Below are 17,445 nucleotides of genomic sequence, written 5' to 3'. Positions count from 1 at the left end.
ATTTACAAGTATAACATTTGAGCCATATTGTGTGTGAAAAAGAGGGCCTATTTTTTAGTCTTGAAATGCAATTATTTAATGCTTGAAAAATTGTCAATTTATTGTGATTTATCTTGGAAAAATTGGCATAATTAATGATATTTGTAGCTATTGGAAATCTCTGTAAATCAAACATTTTTTTGTGTTGAAAACGGAAGGTAGTTCAACGCATCAAACCATAATTTATGTCAGTATCAACAAATATTATCCCAATCAACATCGAAGATGAAATGAGAGGGGCGTACATTGATTATTCAATGTCAGTAATTGTGTCTAGAGCATTACCCGATGTTCGAGATGGATTGAAACCGGTTCATCGGAGGGTATTGTTTGGAATGGAGGAGTTGGGTGTTAGTTACAATAAATCATATAAGAAATCAGCGCGTATTGTCGGGGAGGTTTTAGGAAAGTATCACCCGCATGGTGATTCATCCGTGTATGATACGATGGTGCGTATGGCTCAGGATTGGTCTTTGCGTTATCCATTAGTAGATGGCCAAGGTAACTTTGGTTCGGTGGATGGAGATTCACCCGCTGCGATGCGTTATACTGAGGCGAGATTGAAGCGTATTGCCGATGAGATGTTGTCGGATTTAAATAAAGAAACCGTTGATTTTCAGCCAAATTTTGATGATTCATTGGAAGAGCCAACGGTTTTACCGGCTAAGATTCCTAATTTATTGTTAAATGGTACTTCGGGTATTGCTGTGGGTATGGCTACCAACATGGCGCCTCATAATTTATCTGAGGTTGTGGATGGAATTTCGGCCTACATTGATAACAGAGATATTACCATCATGGAGTTGATGCAGTATATAAAAGCACCAGATTTCCCTACAGGCGGTACTATTTATGGCGTTCAAGGTATTAAAAATGCTTTTGAAACGGGCCGTGGACGTATTGTTGTGCGAGGAAATGCCACATTTGATACCTCCAAAACGGGTAAGGAGCAAATCATTGTTTCGGAGATTCCTTACATGGTGAATAAGGCTTCATTAATTAAGCAATGTGCTGACTTAGTGAATGATAAAAAGATTGAGGGTATTTCAGAGATTCGTGATGAATCTGACCGCCAAGGAATGCGTATAGTATTTGATTTAAAGCGTGATGCCGTAGCTAACGTTGTTTTAAATAATCTATACAAGCACACCGCTCTTCAATCATCGTTCAGTGTGAACAATGTTGCTTTGGTGAAAGGTCGCCCGATGATGCTTAACTTGAAGGATTTAATACATCATTTTGTTGAGCACAGAAACGAAATCATTGTTCGTCGTACGAAATACGATTTACGTGAAGCTCGTAAAAGAGCCCATATTTTAGAAGGATTTATTATTGCTCTGGATAATCTTGATGCGGTAATTAAATTAATTCGTGAGTCAAAAGATCCCAATTCAGCTCAAGAGGGCTTAATGGCGACTTTTAACTTATCTGAACTGCAGTCGAAAGCCATTTTGGAGATGCGTTTACAGCGTCTTACAGGTATGGAGCGTGAGAAAATCATGAACGAATATGCAGAAATCATGAAGTTAATTGAGGATTTGGAAGACATTTTGGCAAGACCAGAACGTCAACTACAAATTATCAAGGACGAATTAACTGAAATGAAAACCCGTTATGGTGATGAGCGTAGAACGCAAATCAATATGACCGATGATGAATTCTCGGTAGAAGATATGATTGCAGATGAGGAGATGTTAATTACCGTTTCTGCACAAGGTTATATTAAGCGTACACCAATCACGGAATATCGTGCACAGACCAGAGGGGGAGTAGGTTCCCGTGCGGTAGCTACAAAAGACGACGATTATACTGAGCATTTATTTACCGCAACCATGCACAATTGGTTGTTATTCTTTACTGAAAGAGGTAAATGCTTCTGGTTAAGGGTTTATGCTGTTCCTGAGGGATCAAAAGTATCCAAAGGTAGACCAATTCAAAACTTGATGAATATTGAGAACGGTGATAGTATTCGTGCCGTGATTAATGTGAAATCGATTACTGATCCGGATTACATCGACAATAACTTCATTGTCATGTGTACGGAAGATGGTACGATTAAGAAAACAAGTTTGGAAGCCTATTCTCGTCCACGTCAAAATGGTATTATTGCCATAACGATTCGTGAAGGGGATAGATTATTGGATGTAGCTTTAACCAATGGTAATAATCAGATTGTGATTGCAACCAATACAGGTCGTTCGGTTCGTTTTGAAGAGACGCGTGTTCGTCCTATGGGTCGTTCAGCCGCTGGAGTTAAAGGTATTTGGATAGATGAAGACATTCCAACAGAAAAAGTGGTTGGAATGGTTTGTGTTTCTGATCCTGAGGTCCAACAATTGTTAGTTGTTTCTGAAAAAGGATTTGGTAAGCGTTCAGAGGTAGAAGATTACCGATTGACTAATCGTGGAGGAAAAGGCGTTAAGGCATTGAATATCACGGAAAAGACAGGTAATTTAGTTGCGATCAAAGAAGTTAATGACAATAATGATTTGATGATCATTACCAAAGCGGGTATTCTAATTCGTACAAGTGTAGCTGAGTTACGGGTAATGGGCAGAAATACCCAGGGAGTTAAATTGATTCGTTTAAAGAATGAGTCAGATGAGATTTCGTCTGTAACTAAAATCGACAAAGAGCCGGAAATTGAAGAGGCGGAAGTGGTAGAAGGAGTGGCTACGGTTGTAGAAGATACTATCATCACGGATTCTCCTGAAAGCGGAAATGAAGCTGAAGGTTTAGGAGCAGAAGATGAAACTTTAACTGAAGAATAATAATTTTATCGGCCCGAGGTGAAAATCGGGCTTTTTTTTAATTTAATCAATCACATGAAAAAACTAGTTTTAACCCTGTTTACTGTGGCTATGGCCATGGGCTCGACCTTCGCTCAAGCGGATAAGGCTTTGGTAGAGGCTCAGAAAAAATCAATCTTAGAATCTGTAAAGAAATCAGATGAAGAGGTAAAAAAAGCGCCTACGAAGGCCAAATCATGGTTAAATAGAGCTTTAGCTTATGTTGACTTAGCCTCTTTTCCTGATTCGACATTTGCATTAACGGATGCTGATGCTGCATTTAAGGCCATTGAGTACATCAATGAAGCGGTAAAATTGGATACCAAAGAAGGTAAAAAAGGCTCTGTGGCAAAAGATGCAGAGAAATTGTTTGAAGAAAAGAAGATTTACAGTGCTTTGATGAACATGGGCGTTATCAAGTATCAAGGAAAAGATTATAAAAGTTCTTTGAAATACATGTCCAAAGCTTCTGAATTGACTCCAAAGGATACAACTTCAGCGATGTACACAGGTGTGGTAGCTCAATTGTCTCAGAATGATGATGTTGCTCAAACAGCTTATGAGCGTTACATGTCAATAGGAGGGAAGGACGTAGCCATCATTTATGGTTTATCTCAAATTTATAAAACGAAGAAGCAGGAAGATAAGGCATTGGCTTTGTTAGATCAAGGTATTGCCCTATATCCAGCTAGCAAGGATTTAAAAAATGAGAAATTCAATATGTTGATTTCTTTCAATCGCATTGATCAGGCTATCGATCAATTGAAGAAGACTATTGCAGCTGATCCTAAAGATGCTATGTCTTTATTGAACATTGGTTTATTGTATGAGAACAAAATCAATGGTTTGAGTGATGATGCTCGTAAAATTTCTGAAAAGGCTGTTAAAGTTGACGAAGCTAAGCGTAAAATTGCTGCTCAAAAAGAGCAAGTAGCAGCCTTCACGGAGGAGATTACGCGTAATAAAGCTAAATTAAAAACAGCACAGCCAAAGCAAAAAGCAGCTATTACGGCTCAAATAAACCAATTAGACGGAACCGTTAAAGAGCAAAATGGTAAATTAGAGGAATTGAAAGGGGAGTTGGCAAAGGCAGAAGCAGAAGTAGGGGATGCCGCTCAAAACACGGCTAAATTGGCAGATTTAAATTCTAAAATAGATGCATTAAAATCTGAAGTTCCAGGTTTCTACACCAAAGCTTTGGCTATTGATGCAAATTACTATGATGCCTTGTATCAAATGGGAGCTTTCCGTTACAATGAGGCTGCTGAAATCAAGAAGAAAGTAAATGCGATGGATATGGAAACATATAAGAAAGAAGGTAAAAATGTAGAAGCTCAAATTTCAGCTAAATACAATGAAGCATTACCATTCTTTGAAAAAGCATATGCTACTAAAAAAGATGAGGATTTAAAGGAAATCTTAAAGCAAGTTTACCGCGAACTTAAGTTGGAAAGTAAATTGGCTGAGTTGAAATAGTCTATTACCACCAGCCTGGATTTAAATCCAGGCTGGTGTACAAATAATGTTCAAAATTACCAATAAAAAGGCCTAATCGTTAGATTGGGCCTTTTTTATTAGGCTTCAGTTAAGGATTTATGCCCTGGATATCAGCCCTGGATTTAAATCCAGGGCTGATAATGAAATTATGATGAAAAACGCCTCTGATCCATTGATTTACGCCATGGATTTACGCCCTGGATTTAAATCCAGGGCTGGGAATGAAATTATGGTGAAAACGCCTGATCCATTGATTTATGTCATGGATTTACGCCCTGGACTTAAATCCAGGGCTGGGAAATGAAATTATGGTGAAAAACGCGTGATCCATGGATTAAAATCTAGGGCTGGGAATGGAATTATGCTGACAACGCCTCATCGATGGATTAAAATCCAATTCCGGTATACAAATTGTGGTGAAAAATACTTGAGCCATGGATACAAGCCCTGGATTTAAATCCAGGGTTGGGAATGAAATTATGGTGAAAAACGCCTGATCCATTGATTTATGCCATGGATTTACGCCCTGGATTTAAATCCAGGGCTGGTAATGAAATTATGGTGACAACGCGTGATCCATGGATTAAAATCCAATTCCGGTATACAAATTGTGGTGAAAAATGCTTGAGCCCTGGATAACGAGCCCTGGATTTAAATCCAGGGATGTTAAAATAATATATATTCAATAAAGAAATACCTATTTAACATAATATAAATTATATAACAAATTGATTTGGTTATTTATATCTGTATTTCATCCTGATAATTATGGTTTCGTCTGTGGCAAAGACATCGTAAATTCAGTCCATTCATTGGGATTAGATTGAACTTGAATAGTTCCATTATGTAAATGAATGATGCGTTCGACCAAAGATAGCCCAATTCCATATCCTTTAGATGAGGCTGTATTTTCGCCTCTGAAAAATGGTTGGAAAATAAATGGTAAGTCAGGTTTAGGAATTCCTTTTCCTTCGTTTTTAACGCGGATATTGATGGTATGATGGTAAACTCTTAATCCCACAAATGCACAGTGCTTAGGACTAAATTTACAGGCATTTTCCATTAAATTTTTAATGGCTGTTAATATCAGCTTTTCATCACCACGTATCATAAGTTCTTCCTCATCATCTGGCATGAATGATGTGTCAATACTTACTTTATAGTGACTATTTAGCTTTTGAGTTAAGCTTCTAGCTTCCCAAATTATTTCATCAATTCGAATTAATTGGAAACCTGCTTGGTAATCAGAAACACTAATTTTGTTTAATTCCAATAAAGATTCAGTAATGGCGGCTAACTCCTGGGTATCCTCTAATACAGATGCTATGGTTTCTTTATAATCCTCTGCGGCTCTTTCTTTCAACAAACTCACTTCCAGTTGAGAAGAAATCTTCGTTAATGGATTTTTAAGTTCGTGGGAAACATTGGCTATAAAGGTTTTTTGCAATTTAAAGGCATTCTCAATGCGTTCTAATAAGCGATTGATCGTTGATACCATCTTCCCTATTTCATCCTCAGAATCAGAGGATTCCAGCCTTTCTTCAAGGCGTTTGGGTGAAAGGTGATCAACTTGTTTGATGACCTCTGAAATGGGATTTACTGCTCTGCCAGCAAAAAACCAACCAGATATCACGACAATAAATACAAATAGCAAAAATAGAGCTATTAGGATGTTTTTTAAGTCTTTGGCATTTTCCGCCGAATATTGATCTACAGCACCTGCAAAAACAACAATCCTTCCCTCAGGCGTAGCAAAAACCGTTCCCAAAATCTCAATATCCTCATGTGCAAATCGGACTTCCTTTTTGAGGCGAACTTCTTTAACTCGATTGACATCGATATGGAAAGAAATAGTGTCATTAGATCGATAAATGCGCTCATTGCAAGTATCATAGGCCATGATATTTTCCCTAAAAAGGATATCACGATTGGCTCGGTCAATGATACGCAATAGCTTGGAATCTACTTGATTTACATTGACCAATAATTCGGCAGCCGTATTAGCCTTTTGACGAAGTCGACTGTAAAAATTTTCTTTATAGTTCTGTTGGGAGAAAATATAGATAATCAGATAGGATACGAATAAAATCGCCGACACCAAATAGGTAAACTGATATGTCAATCGGGAACGTATCTGCATATTTTTTTATTCTTGTCTGAGGATATACCCCATTCCAAATTGCGTGTGAATCAATTTACTTGGAAAATTTTTATCCACTTTTTTACGTAGGTAATTCACATATACCTCAATCAGGTTGGATGAATTTTCATCTTCCACCTCCCAAATATTTTCTGCTATTTCAGCCTTTGAAATCACCTTTTCCTGGTTCTTGAGGAAGTACTCCAATAATTGAAATTCCTTGGCAGTTAGGTTAATCTTTTGACCTGATCGGGTGACTAATTTACTAGTAAGATCAAGCTCTAAATCAGCAAATTTTAGCACTTGAGAGTCTACCAGAGTTTGATTGGAACGCTTAATCAAGGCTTTAACCCGAGCCATAAACTCCTTAAAATCAAAAGGTTTGGCTAAATAATCATCTGCACCAGCTTCAAACCCAATCAATTTGTCATCCGTGGTACTTAGGGCAGTTAACATCAAAATTGGAGTTTGAATTCCTAAGCTTCGTAATTCTTTACATAATTCAATTCCATTCATTCCTGGAATGATAATGTCCGATACAATCAGCTGGTAGGTATTTCTAGTAGCTAATTGTTTCCCCATGAGGCCATCGTAAGCCACTTCTACTTCATAGTTATTTTCCTCCAATCCTCTTTTTAAGGATTGAACAGTTTTGGGTTCATCTTCTATGAGTAAGATTCGTATCATCCAATGATGTCTTTTAAATTCGCCGGTGAATAAGCTATTGATTTTAATACTTTATTATCAGATTTACGGTACACTTTCCACAACCCATGTTCTTCCTTGATTTCGGCTTCTGTTCCATCCTTCAAGAAGTAATATTCAACCGTTTTTTCAGCTTCTTCCAGGCTTTTACATGCTTTGGACATGTTTGATCGTTGGACTTCATTGAATAAATCAACAAATTTTTCACCCAAGCCAAATTCTAAAACAGCTCCTGAAAGTACATATTGAAGGTCACACAAAGCATCGGCTATTTCCACTAAATCACGGTCTTGGATAGCTTGTTGTAACTCTTCCAATTCCTCTGCCAATAAGCTCACTCGTAATTTGCATCGTTCTTCTGAAGGAATGCATGGTTGAGCCAATATAGGTGCTCCAAAAGTTTCATGAAATAAGGCAACTTGATTTAAGGAATCGATTTTTTTCATATAGTATATCTAATAGAATAAAATTAATCAATTAATTGATTAAAGTAAATCCTTAAAATCGAAGCTTTATCCACATCTTCAGCAGATCTCTCCCGATACAAATGTTGGATTTTAGAGAAAATAGTACAATTCAGTTTCCTTTTGTACACATTTCCACGACTTATCCACAGAAACATGTGGATAAGTATAAGCCAAAACCTTAGTTCCTATTAAATTTTAAGAATTATTATATCAAAATGTTGAAATATTGGTGAACCAAAATACAATTGTGCACGAATGTGGATAAGTCGTGGATAAGTTAATAACCAGGTTAATAAATGTTAATTAATAGAACAACAGGAATGTTAGAACAGCAGGAATTAATTAGTTAAGTTTTTTATCATTCGCTTGGCTTGCTTTCTGAAAAGGATCCGTCCGAATAAAATAGTATAACGCGTTCAATTTTTTTAGTCAAGTGATTGCTTGGAACAAAGGAAGCGGCTGTTTGGCTAACATTCATCTCCATTGATGTATTTCCCGTATTATTTTTAGTGCTTTCTCTGTTCCGCCTGAGATTTGATTGTACGATGGTAGGTTCAGCCAAAGAATTTTTATTCGATTCTGAAGGGCTTGCTTGCGGAGCGTCAAAAAGAGATGGACTACTCTGAGTCAGATCTAATTTAGGAGCAGCTGACGAATTTAAGGAGAGTAGTCGATCGTCAAATAATAATTCCTCTGCCGTAAGCTCAGGAAATGCTTTTAGTATTTTCTGAACAACATCTAAGCTAGGTTTATTTCTACCAGACAAGATATGGGATACACTACTTCGTGGTATACCAATCTTGTCAGCAAACTGAGAAGAACTAATCTGTTTTCTCTGAATTAACAATTCTATCTTTTGACTTAAATTCATCTTTGTAAAAATTCAAACGGGATTACAAAGTTAAATTTATAAAATAGAAAAGCAAATTTTAATTGCGTTACAAATGTTTATAGTTTAATTATACAATTGTTACCAAGTGAAATGAGTTTACTTTTGTACAAACCTCCAATAGCCTTTTTGAAATCCTTTTTTGACATCCCTAATTGCTCATATATTTCTTCAGCAGGGCTTTTGTCATGAAGGTTTAATACACCACCATGTAAATTTATGGCTTCCATAATCTTTTCCCTTTGTGAATCCATACGTTGAATACCAGTAGGCTCAATGCGTAAGTCTAATTTACCATCTTCACGGATGTTATCAATGTAAACATCAATTAAATTACCAAGTTTAACATTTGTAAATATTTCATTTTTGAATAATTGACCCAGTTTACAATTGTTTACCAAGCATTTAATTCCCAAGTTGGTATATTCAAATGGTAATGCTTGTACTTTTTGACCTATGGTGAATTCTTCAACATCATCCAGCAAGGATAAAAACTTATCTATGCGGGCAGATGCTACAATTCGATCGGTTTGTGGGTCTAGGTAAACGTATACTAGGTAAGATTTGCCTACAGACATCTTTTCCCATTGTTGACCAAATGGAACTAATAGGTCCTTCATGAGGCCCCATTCTAGGAATACACCTATGGGGGTTACCTGCTTAACTTCCAAAAACGCAAATTGATTAATCGTCGCTAGAGGTTTTAGCGTAGTAGCAATAATCCGATCTTCAGAATCTCGGTAGATGAATACATCGATAAAGCCATCTATTTCATAGCTTTCTGGTACATACTGTAATGGTAGAAGTATTTCATCCTCATAACCATCTAAATATAATCCGAAGGGGACTTCTTTTACGATTCTTAGTCGATTGTATTCCCCAATTTTTAATTCATTTTCCATAAAAAAACCCGGTGATTAGCCGGGTGTAAAGGTATTCAATTTCTGACGTTAAACGACTACATTGTTTTCACGTAAGGCCTGATTTAAGGATGTCTTTAAATCTGTACTTTCTTTTCTTTTACCAATGATTAAAGCGCATGGTACTCCATAAGTTCCTGCAGCAAAGGTTTTTTGAATACTTCCAGGTATAACCACGGAATTTTCAGGGACAAAACCAATGTATTCTACGGGTTCTGGACCACTTACATCAATGATTTTAGAGCTACCTGTGATGGTTACACCTGCCCCTAAAACGGCTTTTTTACCGATATGGGCACCTTCCACCACAATGCAACGAGAACCAATAAAGGCTCCATCTTCAATGATTACTGGGGCAGCTTGAGGTGGTTCTAATACGCCACCAATGCCCACACCACCACTTAAATGGACGTGTTTACCAATTTGAGCACAACTTCCAACTGTTGCCCAGGTATCAACCATCGTTCCCTCATCTACATAGGCACCAATATTGACATAAGATGGCATTAAAATAGTTCCTTTAGCTAAGTAGGCGCCATAACGGGCAACCGCCGGAGGAACCACACGTACACCCAATTCTTTGTAATTAGATTTTAAACGCATTTTGTCGTGGTATTCAAAGATACCTACCTCACTTACTGACATCTGACGAATAGGGAAATACATTACAATAGCTTTCTTAACCCATTCGTTTACTTGCCAGCTTCCATCAGCTAATGGCTCTGCTGTACGAAGGATTCCTTTATCGACCTTTTCAACCACTTCTTCTATGGCTTGAATAACTTCCGGGTTTTGACGCAAGGAAGTGTCTTCCCAAGCTGATTGAATGATATTTTCTAATGAATTCATATAATATGTATGCAAAATTTGATAATACAAAGAACGTAGAAAATGCCTGCATAATCAATATGGCCATGGAATTATCTACTGGAAAAATGTGTTTAATGTATAAAACCGCCAAAAAACTTACTAAAATTTAACTTCAACTTTAATAAGTTAATTGATTGATTATCAGATAGTTGATAAATTGTTCAAAATAAAATTTGGTGAAAAACGAGCTAGAAATTAGCTAAAAAGACAAGTGACATTCTGTCACGCCCCTACCCTGCTGATTTTGCCGAGTCATTGGTATATGTAAATATGCAAAAAAAGCTTGAATAAAAAACGTATCCAATGAAATTTTTACAAAAATCTATTTAATTAGCCAAATGGATAAATATTTATCGAGGTGTTTACTTTTGTATAAAGTGCCTTCTTTGCGATTAAACATATATTTATCGTCCAATTTTTGAGAATTGGGGAAAAATGGCTATTTTTGATTTTAATCTGAAATCAAATTATTTGTATCAATGAAAAAAATTAAAGTAGCTATTAATGGATTTGGTCGTATTGGTCGACTTACTTTTCGTAGATTATTAGAAAAGGAAAATGTCGAGGTTGTTGCGATCAATGATTTAACAGACAACGCCACGCTGGCCCATTTGTTGAAGTATGATTCTGTTCACGGTCGTTTCAATGGAACTGTGACTTCTGATGCTGATTCTATTACTGTCAATGGAAAGTCAATCAAGGCATTAGCTGAGCGTGATCCGAAATTATTGCCATGGGGTGCTTTAGGAATAGACGTGGTGTTAGAATCTACAGGTCGTTTCGTTGATGAAGCTGGCGCAGGCCAACACTTAACCGCTGGTGCTCGTAAAGTTATTATCTCAGCTCCTGCTAAAGGAAATGTTCCTACAGTTGTATTGGGTGTAAACGAAGATACATTAACGGATGATATGACAATTATTTCCAATGCTTCTTGTACTACTAACTGCTTAGCTCCTATGGCTAAAGTTTTAGATGATGCATTTGGTTTGGAAAAAGGATATATGTCGACTATCCACGCTTATACTGCTGATCAAAACTTACAAGACGCTCCACATGCTGACTTACGTCGTGCGCGTGCAGCTGCTTATTCTATTATTCCTACTTCTACAGGTGCAGCTAAAGCGGTTGGTTTAGTACTACCTCACTTGAAAGGTTTATTAGATGGCTCATCCATGCGTGTTCCTACTCCAGATGGTTCTGTTACCGAGTTTACTGCTATCTTGAAAAAAGAAGTAAGCGCAGATGAGATTAACGCAGCTGTTAAAAAAGCAGCAGAAGGTCCAATGAAAGGAATCTTAGAATATAATACAGATGAAATCGTATCTATCGATATCATTGGTAATTCTCACTCATGTATTTTTGATTCAAAATTAACTTCTACTATGGGAACTTTAGTGAAAGTAGTAGGTTGGTATGATAATGAATACGGTTATTCATCTCGTGCAGCAGATTTAATTGCTCGCGTAGGATAATCATTAAAACATACAACAAAAAAGGGAGGCTTGCCTCCCTTTTTTATTTATTATTGATAGCCCGTAAATACTTGATTGAAAATCCTTTTCGATAAAAGATATCTTCAAATCGGGTTTTAATTCCAAAATGATCTTGATTCCATTCCGATTGATATAAATCCCAAGTCTGGATGAGTAATTGCCAAGGAGCTTTGACTAATTGTTCAAGTGAATAATCAAACAAGGAATCTGAATCAGTTTTCAGGTGAACGATACCTTGACTTTTCAAAACTGTTTGATATTTATCTAAAAAAAATGGGAAAGTTAACCGCTTTTTTTCATCACGGTCTTTGGGCCGAGGATCAGGAAATGTAATCCAAATTTCATCAACTTCATTTTCGTCAAAGAATTCAGGTAAATGTTGGATGTGAATTCTCAGAAATACCACATTTTTTAGTCCTTCTGCTTCAGCTTGCCTAGCACCTGCTGCCAAGCGATCCCCTTTGATATCGATACCTATAAAATTTTTATTTGGGAATAATTTGGCCAAACCCAAACTATATTCTCCTCTTCCGCAGCCTAATTCCAACACGATGGGATTCGTATTTTGAAAATAACTTGATCTCCATTTTCCTCGGCAAGCATCAAAAAAATCTTTTCCTGATTGAATAACCCAGGGAGATTTGATGGCTAAATCATATTTAAATTCTTTTCTTCTACTCAAAACTTACGCATTTATTTCAGCCACCAAATAGGTACTGCCAGTAATTAATATAAAATCATTTTTCTGTGTCGAATTTTTGGCCAAATCTATGGCCTTATTGACATCCTTCTCACATATACCCACTAATCCGTGCTCTAGTGCCATTTCTTGTAAATTTTCAGCTGAAAGGGCCCTTGGATTTTGTGCTTGGGAGAAAATATAATGAGCTTTCTTTGGAAATAATTTCAAAACTTTGTGAATATCTTTGTCCGCCACCATTCCTAAGATAATCCATAGATCACCCTGATTGAGACGCTCAACTTGACTTAATAATTGGCTTATTCCACTTTCATTATGTCCTGTGTCGGCCACTATCCATGGATTTTTCTGAATTTGCTCCCATCGACCGTGTAATTGGGTATTGATTTTTGATTTTTCAATACCTTGAATAATTTTTGTCCATTCCAATGGAATGATATGTTGTGATTGAATTTGCTCACACCAGGCCAATACACCAGCAATGTTTTTTACTTGATATTCTCCTGCATAAGGTGATAAAATTTCGAATTTCTCCTGCTGCTTAGATTTTCCAATTAGCCGTAGTTTATCTTGCTCATGAGTAATGCCAGTCCATTGAATTTGGTCTTCAGCAAAAACTATTGAGGAATTCATTTCCTTAGCCTTCTCTAGAAATACATTTTCTGAAAATGATTGTCTTTCTGAAATACAAATGGGAACGCCTTGTTTAATGATCCCTGCTTTTTCTGCTGCAATTAATTCAAGCCGGTCTCCCAAAATATCTTGGTGATCCCAGCTGATATTGGTGATAAAACAAGCTTTAGGCTGTATGATGTTGGTTGAATCCAATCGTCCACCAAGACCAGTTTCAATAATAGCCCAATCAACCTGTTGTTCTTTAAAATAGGAAAAGGCCATCAAGACAGTCCATTCAAAAAATGAGGGTTTGATATCTTGAATGAGCTGAATGTTTTTTTCTACAAAATCAACCACCCAATCTTCCGCGACATTTTGTCCATTTATTTTAATCCTTTCCGTAAATGATTTGAGGTGAGGTGAAGTATAAAGACCTACTCGATAGCCATGCTCCTGTAAAATGGAAGCCATAAAATGAGAAGAGCTCCCTTTTCCATTGGTTCCAGCAATATGCAAGGATGGGAATGAATCTTGTGGATTTCCTAGTCGGGCACAAAGCTGCTGTATATTCCCTAGTCCAGGTTTAAAAGCTTTTTTCCCTTCCCGATGAAATACGGGTAATTGGCTGTATAAAAAAGCTATGACTTCTTTATAATCCATTCGATGATGAAAAAGAATTATTTCGAATTGATTTTAAATACAATGGTTCCTGTAGAAACCTCAGGACGCTCCCCAGCTGAGGTTGGTTTAAAACTTAATTTTTCTACGGCTCTTTTGTATTTCTGAGCCACCGAGGCCGATAAGGTATTTTCAATGATTCTTAGGGAAATAATGTTGCCACTCTCATCAATTTTTAAAGAAAAACGAATGATGCCAGATTCATCCGAATCGTCATTGACTTGTGGTCTAGAGGCTAATGCCCAGCCCGTCATATTTAAGGCTACTCCATTTCCACCACCAATTCCTCCACCACTGCCCCCACCTTTTCCTTTTTGTCCGGAATAAATGGCTGAATTATTAATATCTCCGTCTAATTGACCTTTGTCACCAATTTTACCTTTATCATTTCCATTGGAATTTCCACCAGCAGCATCACTGGTACCTCGGGTACCATTACTGCTTGATTTCTTTTTGAATAATGCGGATTCATCTATTTTAGGTTGCTCCTCAACAACCGGCTTAGGAGGTTGAACGGCCGTTTTTTCAGCTGGTTTATCAGCAATTTTTACGGTACTTTTTACTGTTGAACTCAATAAGGGGCTCTCCTTGGTAGGCGTAGTCTTAACAATTTCCTTCTTAGGCTCTACTTTTTTATCAGCAGGTTTTGATTCAACTTCATTGAGTAAATCATTGGCTTGATTATGAGTTTGAATATCCCCACCCCCTTCATTCGTATTACCATAATTCACTTCAAAACCACCAGCTGGTATTTCCATTTTCACCTCATCGCCTGACCAAATATTTAAAGTCCAGAAAAGTAACAATAGCCCTCCATTGATTAAAATGGTGATTACTAATGCTTTTAACTGATTTTTTTTCTCAAGTTCTTTCTGTGCGAGAACGCTATTCATATGCTTATGGTTTAAACACCCAAATGTCTAATTTCTTTTGGCTTTTTAATTCAGCTGCCTTTTTATATCCAGCTTCCATACTGGCTTCTGTACCAATACTGACACGAAAATGGATGGCGTCTTCGTCTTTAGGTAATATTACAGCTTGATCAAAACCTTTCAACTTTAATTCTTGAATGGCCATTTCGGCTTTGGCTTGAGTTAAAAAACTCGCAGCCACTAAATAAACTTTCTCAGTTGCATCTTTCGTAGGGCCTTCTGATAATGCTTTTTTAGGTTCTTCCAATGGCGCATCTACAAGTGAATCAACAGGAATCTCTTTTTCTGTTGGAACAAAGGCTTTTGTTTCTGTAGGAACCGGAGCAGATTTTTCTTTTTTAATTTTAATACTAAAGGGGCTTAAAGAACTATTTACATAACGAGAATTGGGTTCTGTTAAAAAATAGGCACTAAGACCGCCCAATATAAAGGCTAGTAATGCATACACGTAGACTTTGGTACTTATTCTTTTAGGTGCTAATTCCTCTTGAATCTCCTCCAATTCCTCTTCGCTTATCTCTTCATGCAAAGACATGGATTTTTCTATTGGGTTTTCAATCAAAACCGGCTTGGAAATACTAGGCGAATTTGGTAAAGCTACGGGCATTAGTCCAAACTGACTTAAATCGAAATTTTGATCAGGATTTGGTGTAAACGCGATTTTAGATTCAGCTGTTAGGCTGAATGTCCCTAACTTGTTTAAAACCATGTGTTGCTCTGACATGAGCAAATCTTTCAATGATTTACTGAATTGATTGATTTGGTCAAAAGCAATTTTATGACTGATTCCCTCCTTTTTTGCCCAAGCGGTAGCCAAAATACCATCATCTGAACGAAGTCGCTCATTAAAGGCAATCCATCTTTTTCTAGGGTAAATGATTTCCTCCTTGGCATTGAATTCAAAATCTTTAACATTGACCACAAAACCCCCAAAATTGGGAATAATGATGCAGTCATGCTCATAGAGTAAGGTTTCAATTAAGTTGACAATGGAGTTATTAAGGGTCATATTAGAATGAATAAGCTACGCTTACGGTATAGTTTAATCCTTGTGAAGGGTAAAATAAATACCTTTCATAATTTTTTCCAAGTAAATTATTAGCGCTCACTGCTGCATTGAACTTTTTAGTGATTAAATAATTCACTTTTAAATTCAAATCAATGATGTCTTTCATGGCAACTGCAGTATTGGTTCTAGGATTCAAACCATAAAGTCCGTTCATATAAAATACATCAGGTGAAATGATGATTTTATCTTTAAACGTGATGGAATTGGTGAAAGAGATATTCATCGCTGGTCGGTGATAGGCTTTTTCTAAAGTACCTAAATTTTCATACTGATTGATATCGTATTTCAATACCGATAAAAACCGCTCATTCAATTGGTAATTAAATTGACCGGAGAAGTTCATCACTTGTGCCTTTTTCAAATCACCAGCATAAACAATAGCATATTTTGAACTATCAGCTGAACTAGGGACAAAAAAGGACAAATTACTGAACTCAGAATACATGAATTTAAATTCAAAATCAAAACTACGTTCATTGGATCCTTTAAATCCACCAAAAACATTGGCCGTTTGAGGGGTGTTTCTTAAATCAATTCGATTTCTCAACCAAGGATTTTGTGCCACCATTTGACTTAGGGTATTGAAATAAGTATCTCCTCCTAAACCTGCGAAAAAGTGGATAAAATTGGCAGCTTTATAATCCAATTTAACTACAGGGAATAAACTGGTGGAATTTAGGCTTCGCAATTTATCTTTCTCATTAACTACATTGATACCTGCGTGAATGGATACCCGGTCATTCTTGTAGAAAAAGCTTGGCTTTACACGATATAATTCTCTTCGGTTATTTTCTAAACTTGCATATTCGCTCATGGTCATATCCCCGGAGAAATGTGCCGACAAGTTATCATTGATGGTTAATACGGTTTGAATTTTACTATCCCAGATCCATTCTCTTTCATTTTGCGAAGTAGACATCATGGTTAAACCTGACGTGGCGATATAGTCAAATTTTGCATCTTTTTTGGCACTTGAAATGCTTCCTACATAATTAAATCGGTCATAATATACCCCAAATGTCCCATTGGCCATGTTGTTGAATTGTTCTTCAGGTCTTCCATACCAATTTGCTTCTACCCTTTTATAGCCTATTGATCCATTTAATAAATAAGAAGGTGTAAAAGTTTTACTATATACCTTAATCTCATTTTCGTTTCTACCAGAAAAACTCGTTGCAACGGGTCCTCTACGATTGGCGTCGTGGTTTACATATAATCCATGGAAAGAATTTTCATTTGGAGTAAATCCGAAATGGGCATTCATTAAGGTATGTCCGTAATTTCCGGCACCTACCTTAAATACATTTTTGAATTTTGGCCCATAGGAAGAGGTTAACTCATCTCCTTCTCTGGGATCCACTACGGAGGTGCTGATTTTGGGTAATTGAGTACCCTCCCATTTCCTGTCCACTAAATCGTATTTCATTTTACGGTCCTTGCGCAAATCTTGAGCTTCTTCCAATGGGTCAAAGCCGCGAGATACCTGAGGCTGTAATTCTATTTTTCGAGTCTTTTCTACTTCGATGGCTTCATCCTGGATAGAGCCTTCTCTTTTTTGGGCAAAACCCTCAAATGTGCCTAAGCAGAGTCCGAATGTAGCAGTGAATAGTACTTGTTTAGCTGTTCGATTGAATCTCATCTT

General features: G+C 36.9%; 15 protein-coding genes. 4 read left to right on the top strand and 11 right to left on the bottom strand.

From position 1 onward, the window contains the following. Positions 1–224: 224 nt before the first annotated feature. The 3 genes from gyrA to SKC36_RS02945 all read left to right on the top strand — a co-directional run bounded on the left by gyrA (position 225) and on the right by SKC36_RS02945 (position 4,629). The gene (gene gyrA, locus SKC36_RS02955) at positions 225–2,810 is read left to right on the top strand and encodes a DNA gyrase subunit A (RefSeq protein ID WP_459453038.1); all 2,586 of its coding nucleotides are present in this window, start codon (positions 225–227) and stop codon (positions 2,808–2,810) included. Between the two features lie 54 nt (positions 2,811–2,864). Beyond that, complete coding sequence (locus SKC36_RS02950) at positions 2,865–4,304, top strand: tetratricopeptide repeat protein (RefSeq protein WP_459453037.1); 1,440 nt, start codon at positions 2,865–2,867, stop codon at positions 4,302–4,304. 169 nt (positions 4,305–4,473) lie between these two features. Then, positions 4,474–4,629, top strand: coding sequence for a hypothetical protein (locus SKC36_RS02945; RefSeq protein WP_459453036.1), 156 nt, complete (start codon positions 4,474–4,476; stop codon positions 4,627–4,629). A 462-nt stretch (positions 4,630–5,091) separates the two neighbouring features. Here the strand turns inward: SKC36_RS02945 and SKC36_RS02940 are convergent, their stop codons facing one another. The 6 genes from SKC36_RS02940 to SKC36_RS02915 form a co-directional block, all read right to left on the bottom strand. Next, positions 5,092–6,465, bottom strand: a complete 1,374-nt coding sequence (locus SKC36_RS02940) for a HAMP domain-containing sensor histidine kinase (protein ID WP_459464481.1) — start codon at positions 6,463–6,465, stop codon at positions 5,092–5,094. Between the two features lie 6 nt (positions 6,466–6,471). Beyond that, complete coding sequence (locus SKC36_RS02935) at positions 6,472–7,149, bottom strand: response regulator transcription factor (RefSeq protein WP_459464738.1); 678 nt, start codon at positions 7,147–7,149, stop codon at positions 6,472–6,474. Next, positions 7,149–7,616, bottom strand: a complete 468-nt coding sequence (locus tag SKC36_RS02930; RefSeq protein ID WP_459453034.1) for a pyrophosphohydrolase domain-containing protein — start codon at positions 7,614–7,616, stop codon at positions 7,149–7,151. The genes SKC36_RS02935 and SKC36_RS02930 overlap by 1 nt, the downstream gene beginning before the upstream one ends. Positions 7,617–7,995: 379 nt before the next feature. Beyond that, on the bottom strand, positions 7,996–8,508 hold the full coding sequence (locus tag SKC36_RS02925; protein WP_459464479.1) for a helix-turn-helix transcriptional regulator: 513 nt from the start codon (positions 8,506–8,508) through the stop codon (positions 7,996–7,998). Between the two features lie 77 nt (positions 8,509–8,585). Next, on the bottom strand, positions 8,586–9,428 hold the full coding sequence (locus SKC36_RS02920) for a CvfB family protein (protein WP_459464477.1): 843 nt from the start codon (positions 9,426–9,428) through the stop codon (positions 8,586–8,588). Between the two features lie 48 nt (positions 9,429–9,476). Beyond that, complete coding sequence (locus SKC36_RS02915) at positions 9,477–10,295, bottom strand: 2,3,4,5-tetrahydropyridine-2,6-dicarboxylate N-succinyltransferase (RefSeq protein ID WP_459464474.1); 819 nt, start codon at positions 10,293–10,295, stop codon at positions 9,477–9,479. A gap of 500 nt (positions 10,296–10,795) precedes the next feature. Here SKC36_RS02915 and gap point away from each other — a divergent pair, with 500 nt between their 5' ends. Further along, complete coding sequence (gap, locus tag SKC36_RS02910; protein ID WP_459453030.1) at positions 10,796–11,788, top strand: type I glyceraldehyde-3-phosphate dehydrogenase; 993 nt, start codon at positions 10,796–10,798, stop codon at positions 11,786–11,788. Positions 11,789–11,831: 43 nt separating this feature from the next. On the opposite strand, the gene trmB is transcribed toward gap, so the two are convergent. Genes trmB through SKC36_RS02885 form a run of 5 tightly spaced genes read right to left on the bottom strand, consistent with a single transcriptional unit; the run spans position 11,832 to position 17,442 of the window. Further along, the gene (gene trmB / locus SKC36_RS02905) at positions 11,832–12,491 is read right to left on the bottom strand and encodes a tRNA (guanosine(46)-N7)-methyltransferase TrmB (protein WP_459464472.1); all 660 of its coding nucleotides are present in this window, start codon (positions 12,489–12,491) and stop codon (positions 11,832–11,834) included. Between the two features lie 3 nt (positions 12,492–12,494). Next, positions 12,495–13,784 (bottom strand): bifunctional folylpolyglutamate synthase/dihydrofolate synthase, encoded by a 1,290-nt coding sequence (locus tag SKC36_RS02900; RefSeq protein ID WP_459464470.1) that lies wholly within the window; start codon positions 13,782–13,784, stop codon positions 12,495–12,497. A gap of 17 nt (positions 13,785–13,801) precedes the next feature. Continuing rightward, complete coding sequence (locus SKC36_RS02895) at positions 13,802–14,695, bottom strand: energy transducer TonB (RefSeq protein ID WP_459464468.1); 894 nt, start codon at positions 14,693–14,695, stop codon at positions 13,802–13,804. Between the two features lie 4 nt (positions 14,696–14,699). Next, on the bottom strand, positions 14,700–15,743 hold the full coding sequence (locus SKC36_RS02890; RefSeq protein WP_459464466.1) for an HU domain-containing protein: 1,044 nt from the start codon (positions 15,741–15,743) through the stop codon (positions 14,700–14,702). A gap of 1 nt (position 15,744) precedes the next feature. After that, entirely contained in the window at positions 15,745–17,442 is a 1,698-nt protein-coding gene (locus SKC36_RS02885; protein ID WP_459464464.1) for a TonB-dependent receptor, read from the bottom strand. Positions 17,443–17,445 lie beyond the last annotated feature (3 nt).

Source organism: Aquirufa sp. OSTEICH-129A (assembly GCF_054558355.1).
Note: the sequence above shows the minus strand (reverse complement) of the source record. Positions and strands in the feature narration are given on the sequence as shown.

What these genes read in the sequence shown, in the direction of transcription:
- SKC36_RS02930 (WP_459453034.1), bottom strand. Translation starts at nt 7,616, where the DNA reads ATGAAAAAAATCGATTCCTTAAATCAAGTTGCCTTATTTCATGAAACT.
- SKC36_RS02895 (WP_459464468.1), bottom strand. Translation starts at nt 14,695, where the DNA reads ATGAATAGCGTTCTCGCACAGAAAGAACTTGAGAAAAAAAATCAGTTA.
- SKC36_RS02945 (WP_459453036.1), top strand. Translation starts at nt 4,474, where the DNA reads ATGATGAAAAACGCCTCTGATCCATTGATTTACGCCATGGATTTACGC.
- SKC36_RS02885 (WP_459464464.1), bottom strand. Translation starts at nt 17,442, where the DNA reads ATGAGATTCAATCGAACAGCTAAACAAGTACTATTCACTGCTACATTC.
- gyrA (WP_459453038.1), top strand. Translation starts at nt 225, where the DNA reads ATGTCAGTATCAACAAATATTATCCCAATCAACATCGAAGATGAAATG.
- SKC36_RS02925 (WP_459464479.1), bottom strand. Translation starts at nt 8,508, where the DNA reads ATGAATTTAAGTCAAAAGATAGAATTGTTAATTCAGAGAAAACAGATT.
- SKC36_RS02920 (WP_459464477.1), bottom strand. Translation starts at nt 9,428, where the DNA reads ATGGAAAATGAATTAAAAATTGGGGAATACAATCGACTAAGAATCGTA.
- gap (WP_459453030.1), top strand. Translation starts at nt 10,796, where the DNA reads ATGAAAAAAATTAAAGTAGCTATTAATGGATTTGGTCGTATTGGTCGA.
- SKC36_RS02890 (WP_459464466.1), bottom strand. Translation starts at nt 15,743, where the DNA reads ATGACCCTTAATAACTCCATTGTCAACTTAATTGAAACCTTACTCTAT.
- SKC36_RS02915 (WP_459464474.1), bottom strand. Translation starts at nt 10,295, where the DNA reads ATGAATTCATTAGAAAATATCATTCAATCAGCTTGGGAAGACACTTCC.
- SKC36_RS02950 (WP_459453037.1), top strand. Translation starts at nt 2,865, where the DNA reads ATGAAAAAACTAGTTTTAACCCTGTTTACTGTGGCTATGGCCATGGGC.
- SKC36_RS02900 (WP_459464470.1), bottom strand. Translation starts at nt 13,784, where the DNA reads ATGGATTATAAAGAAGTCATAGCTTTTTTATACAGCCAATTACCCGTA.
- SKC36_RS02940 (WP_459464481.1), bottom strand. Translation starts at nt 6,465, where the DNA reads ATGCAGATACGTTCCCGATTGACATATCAGTTTACCTATTTGGTGTCG.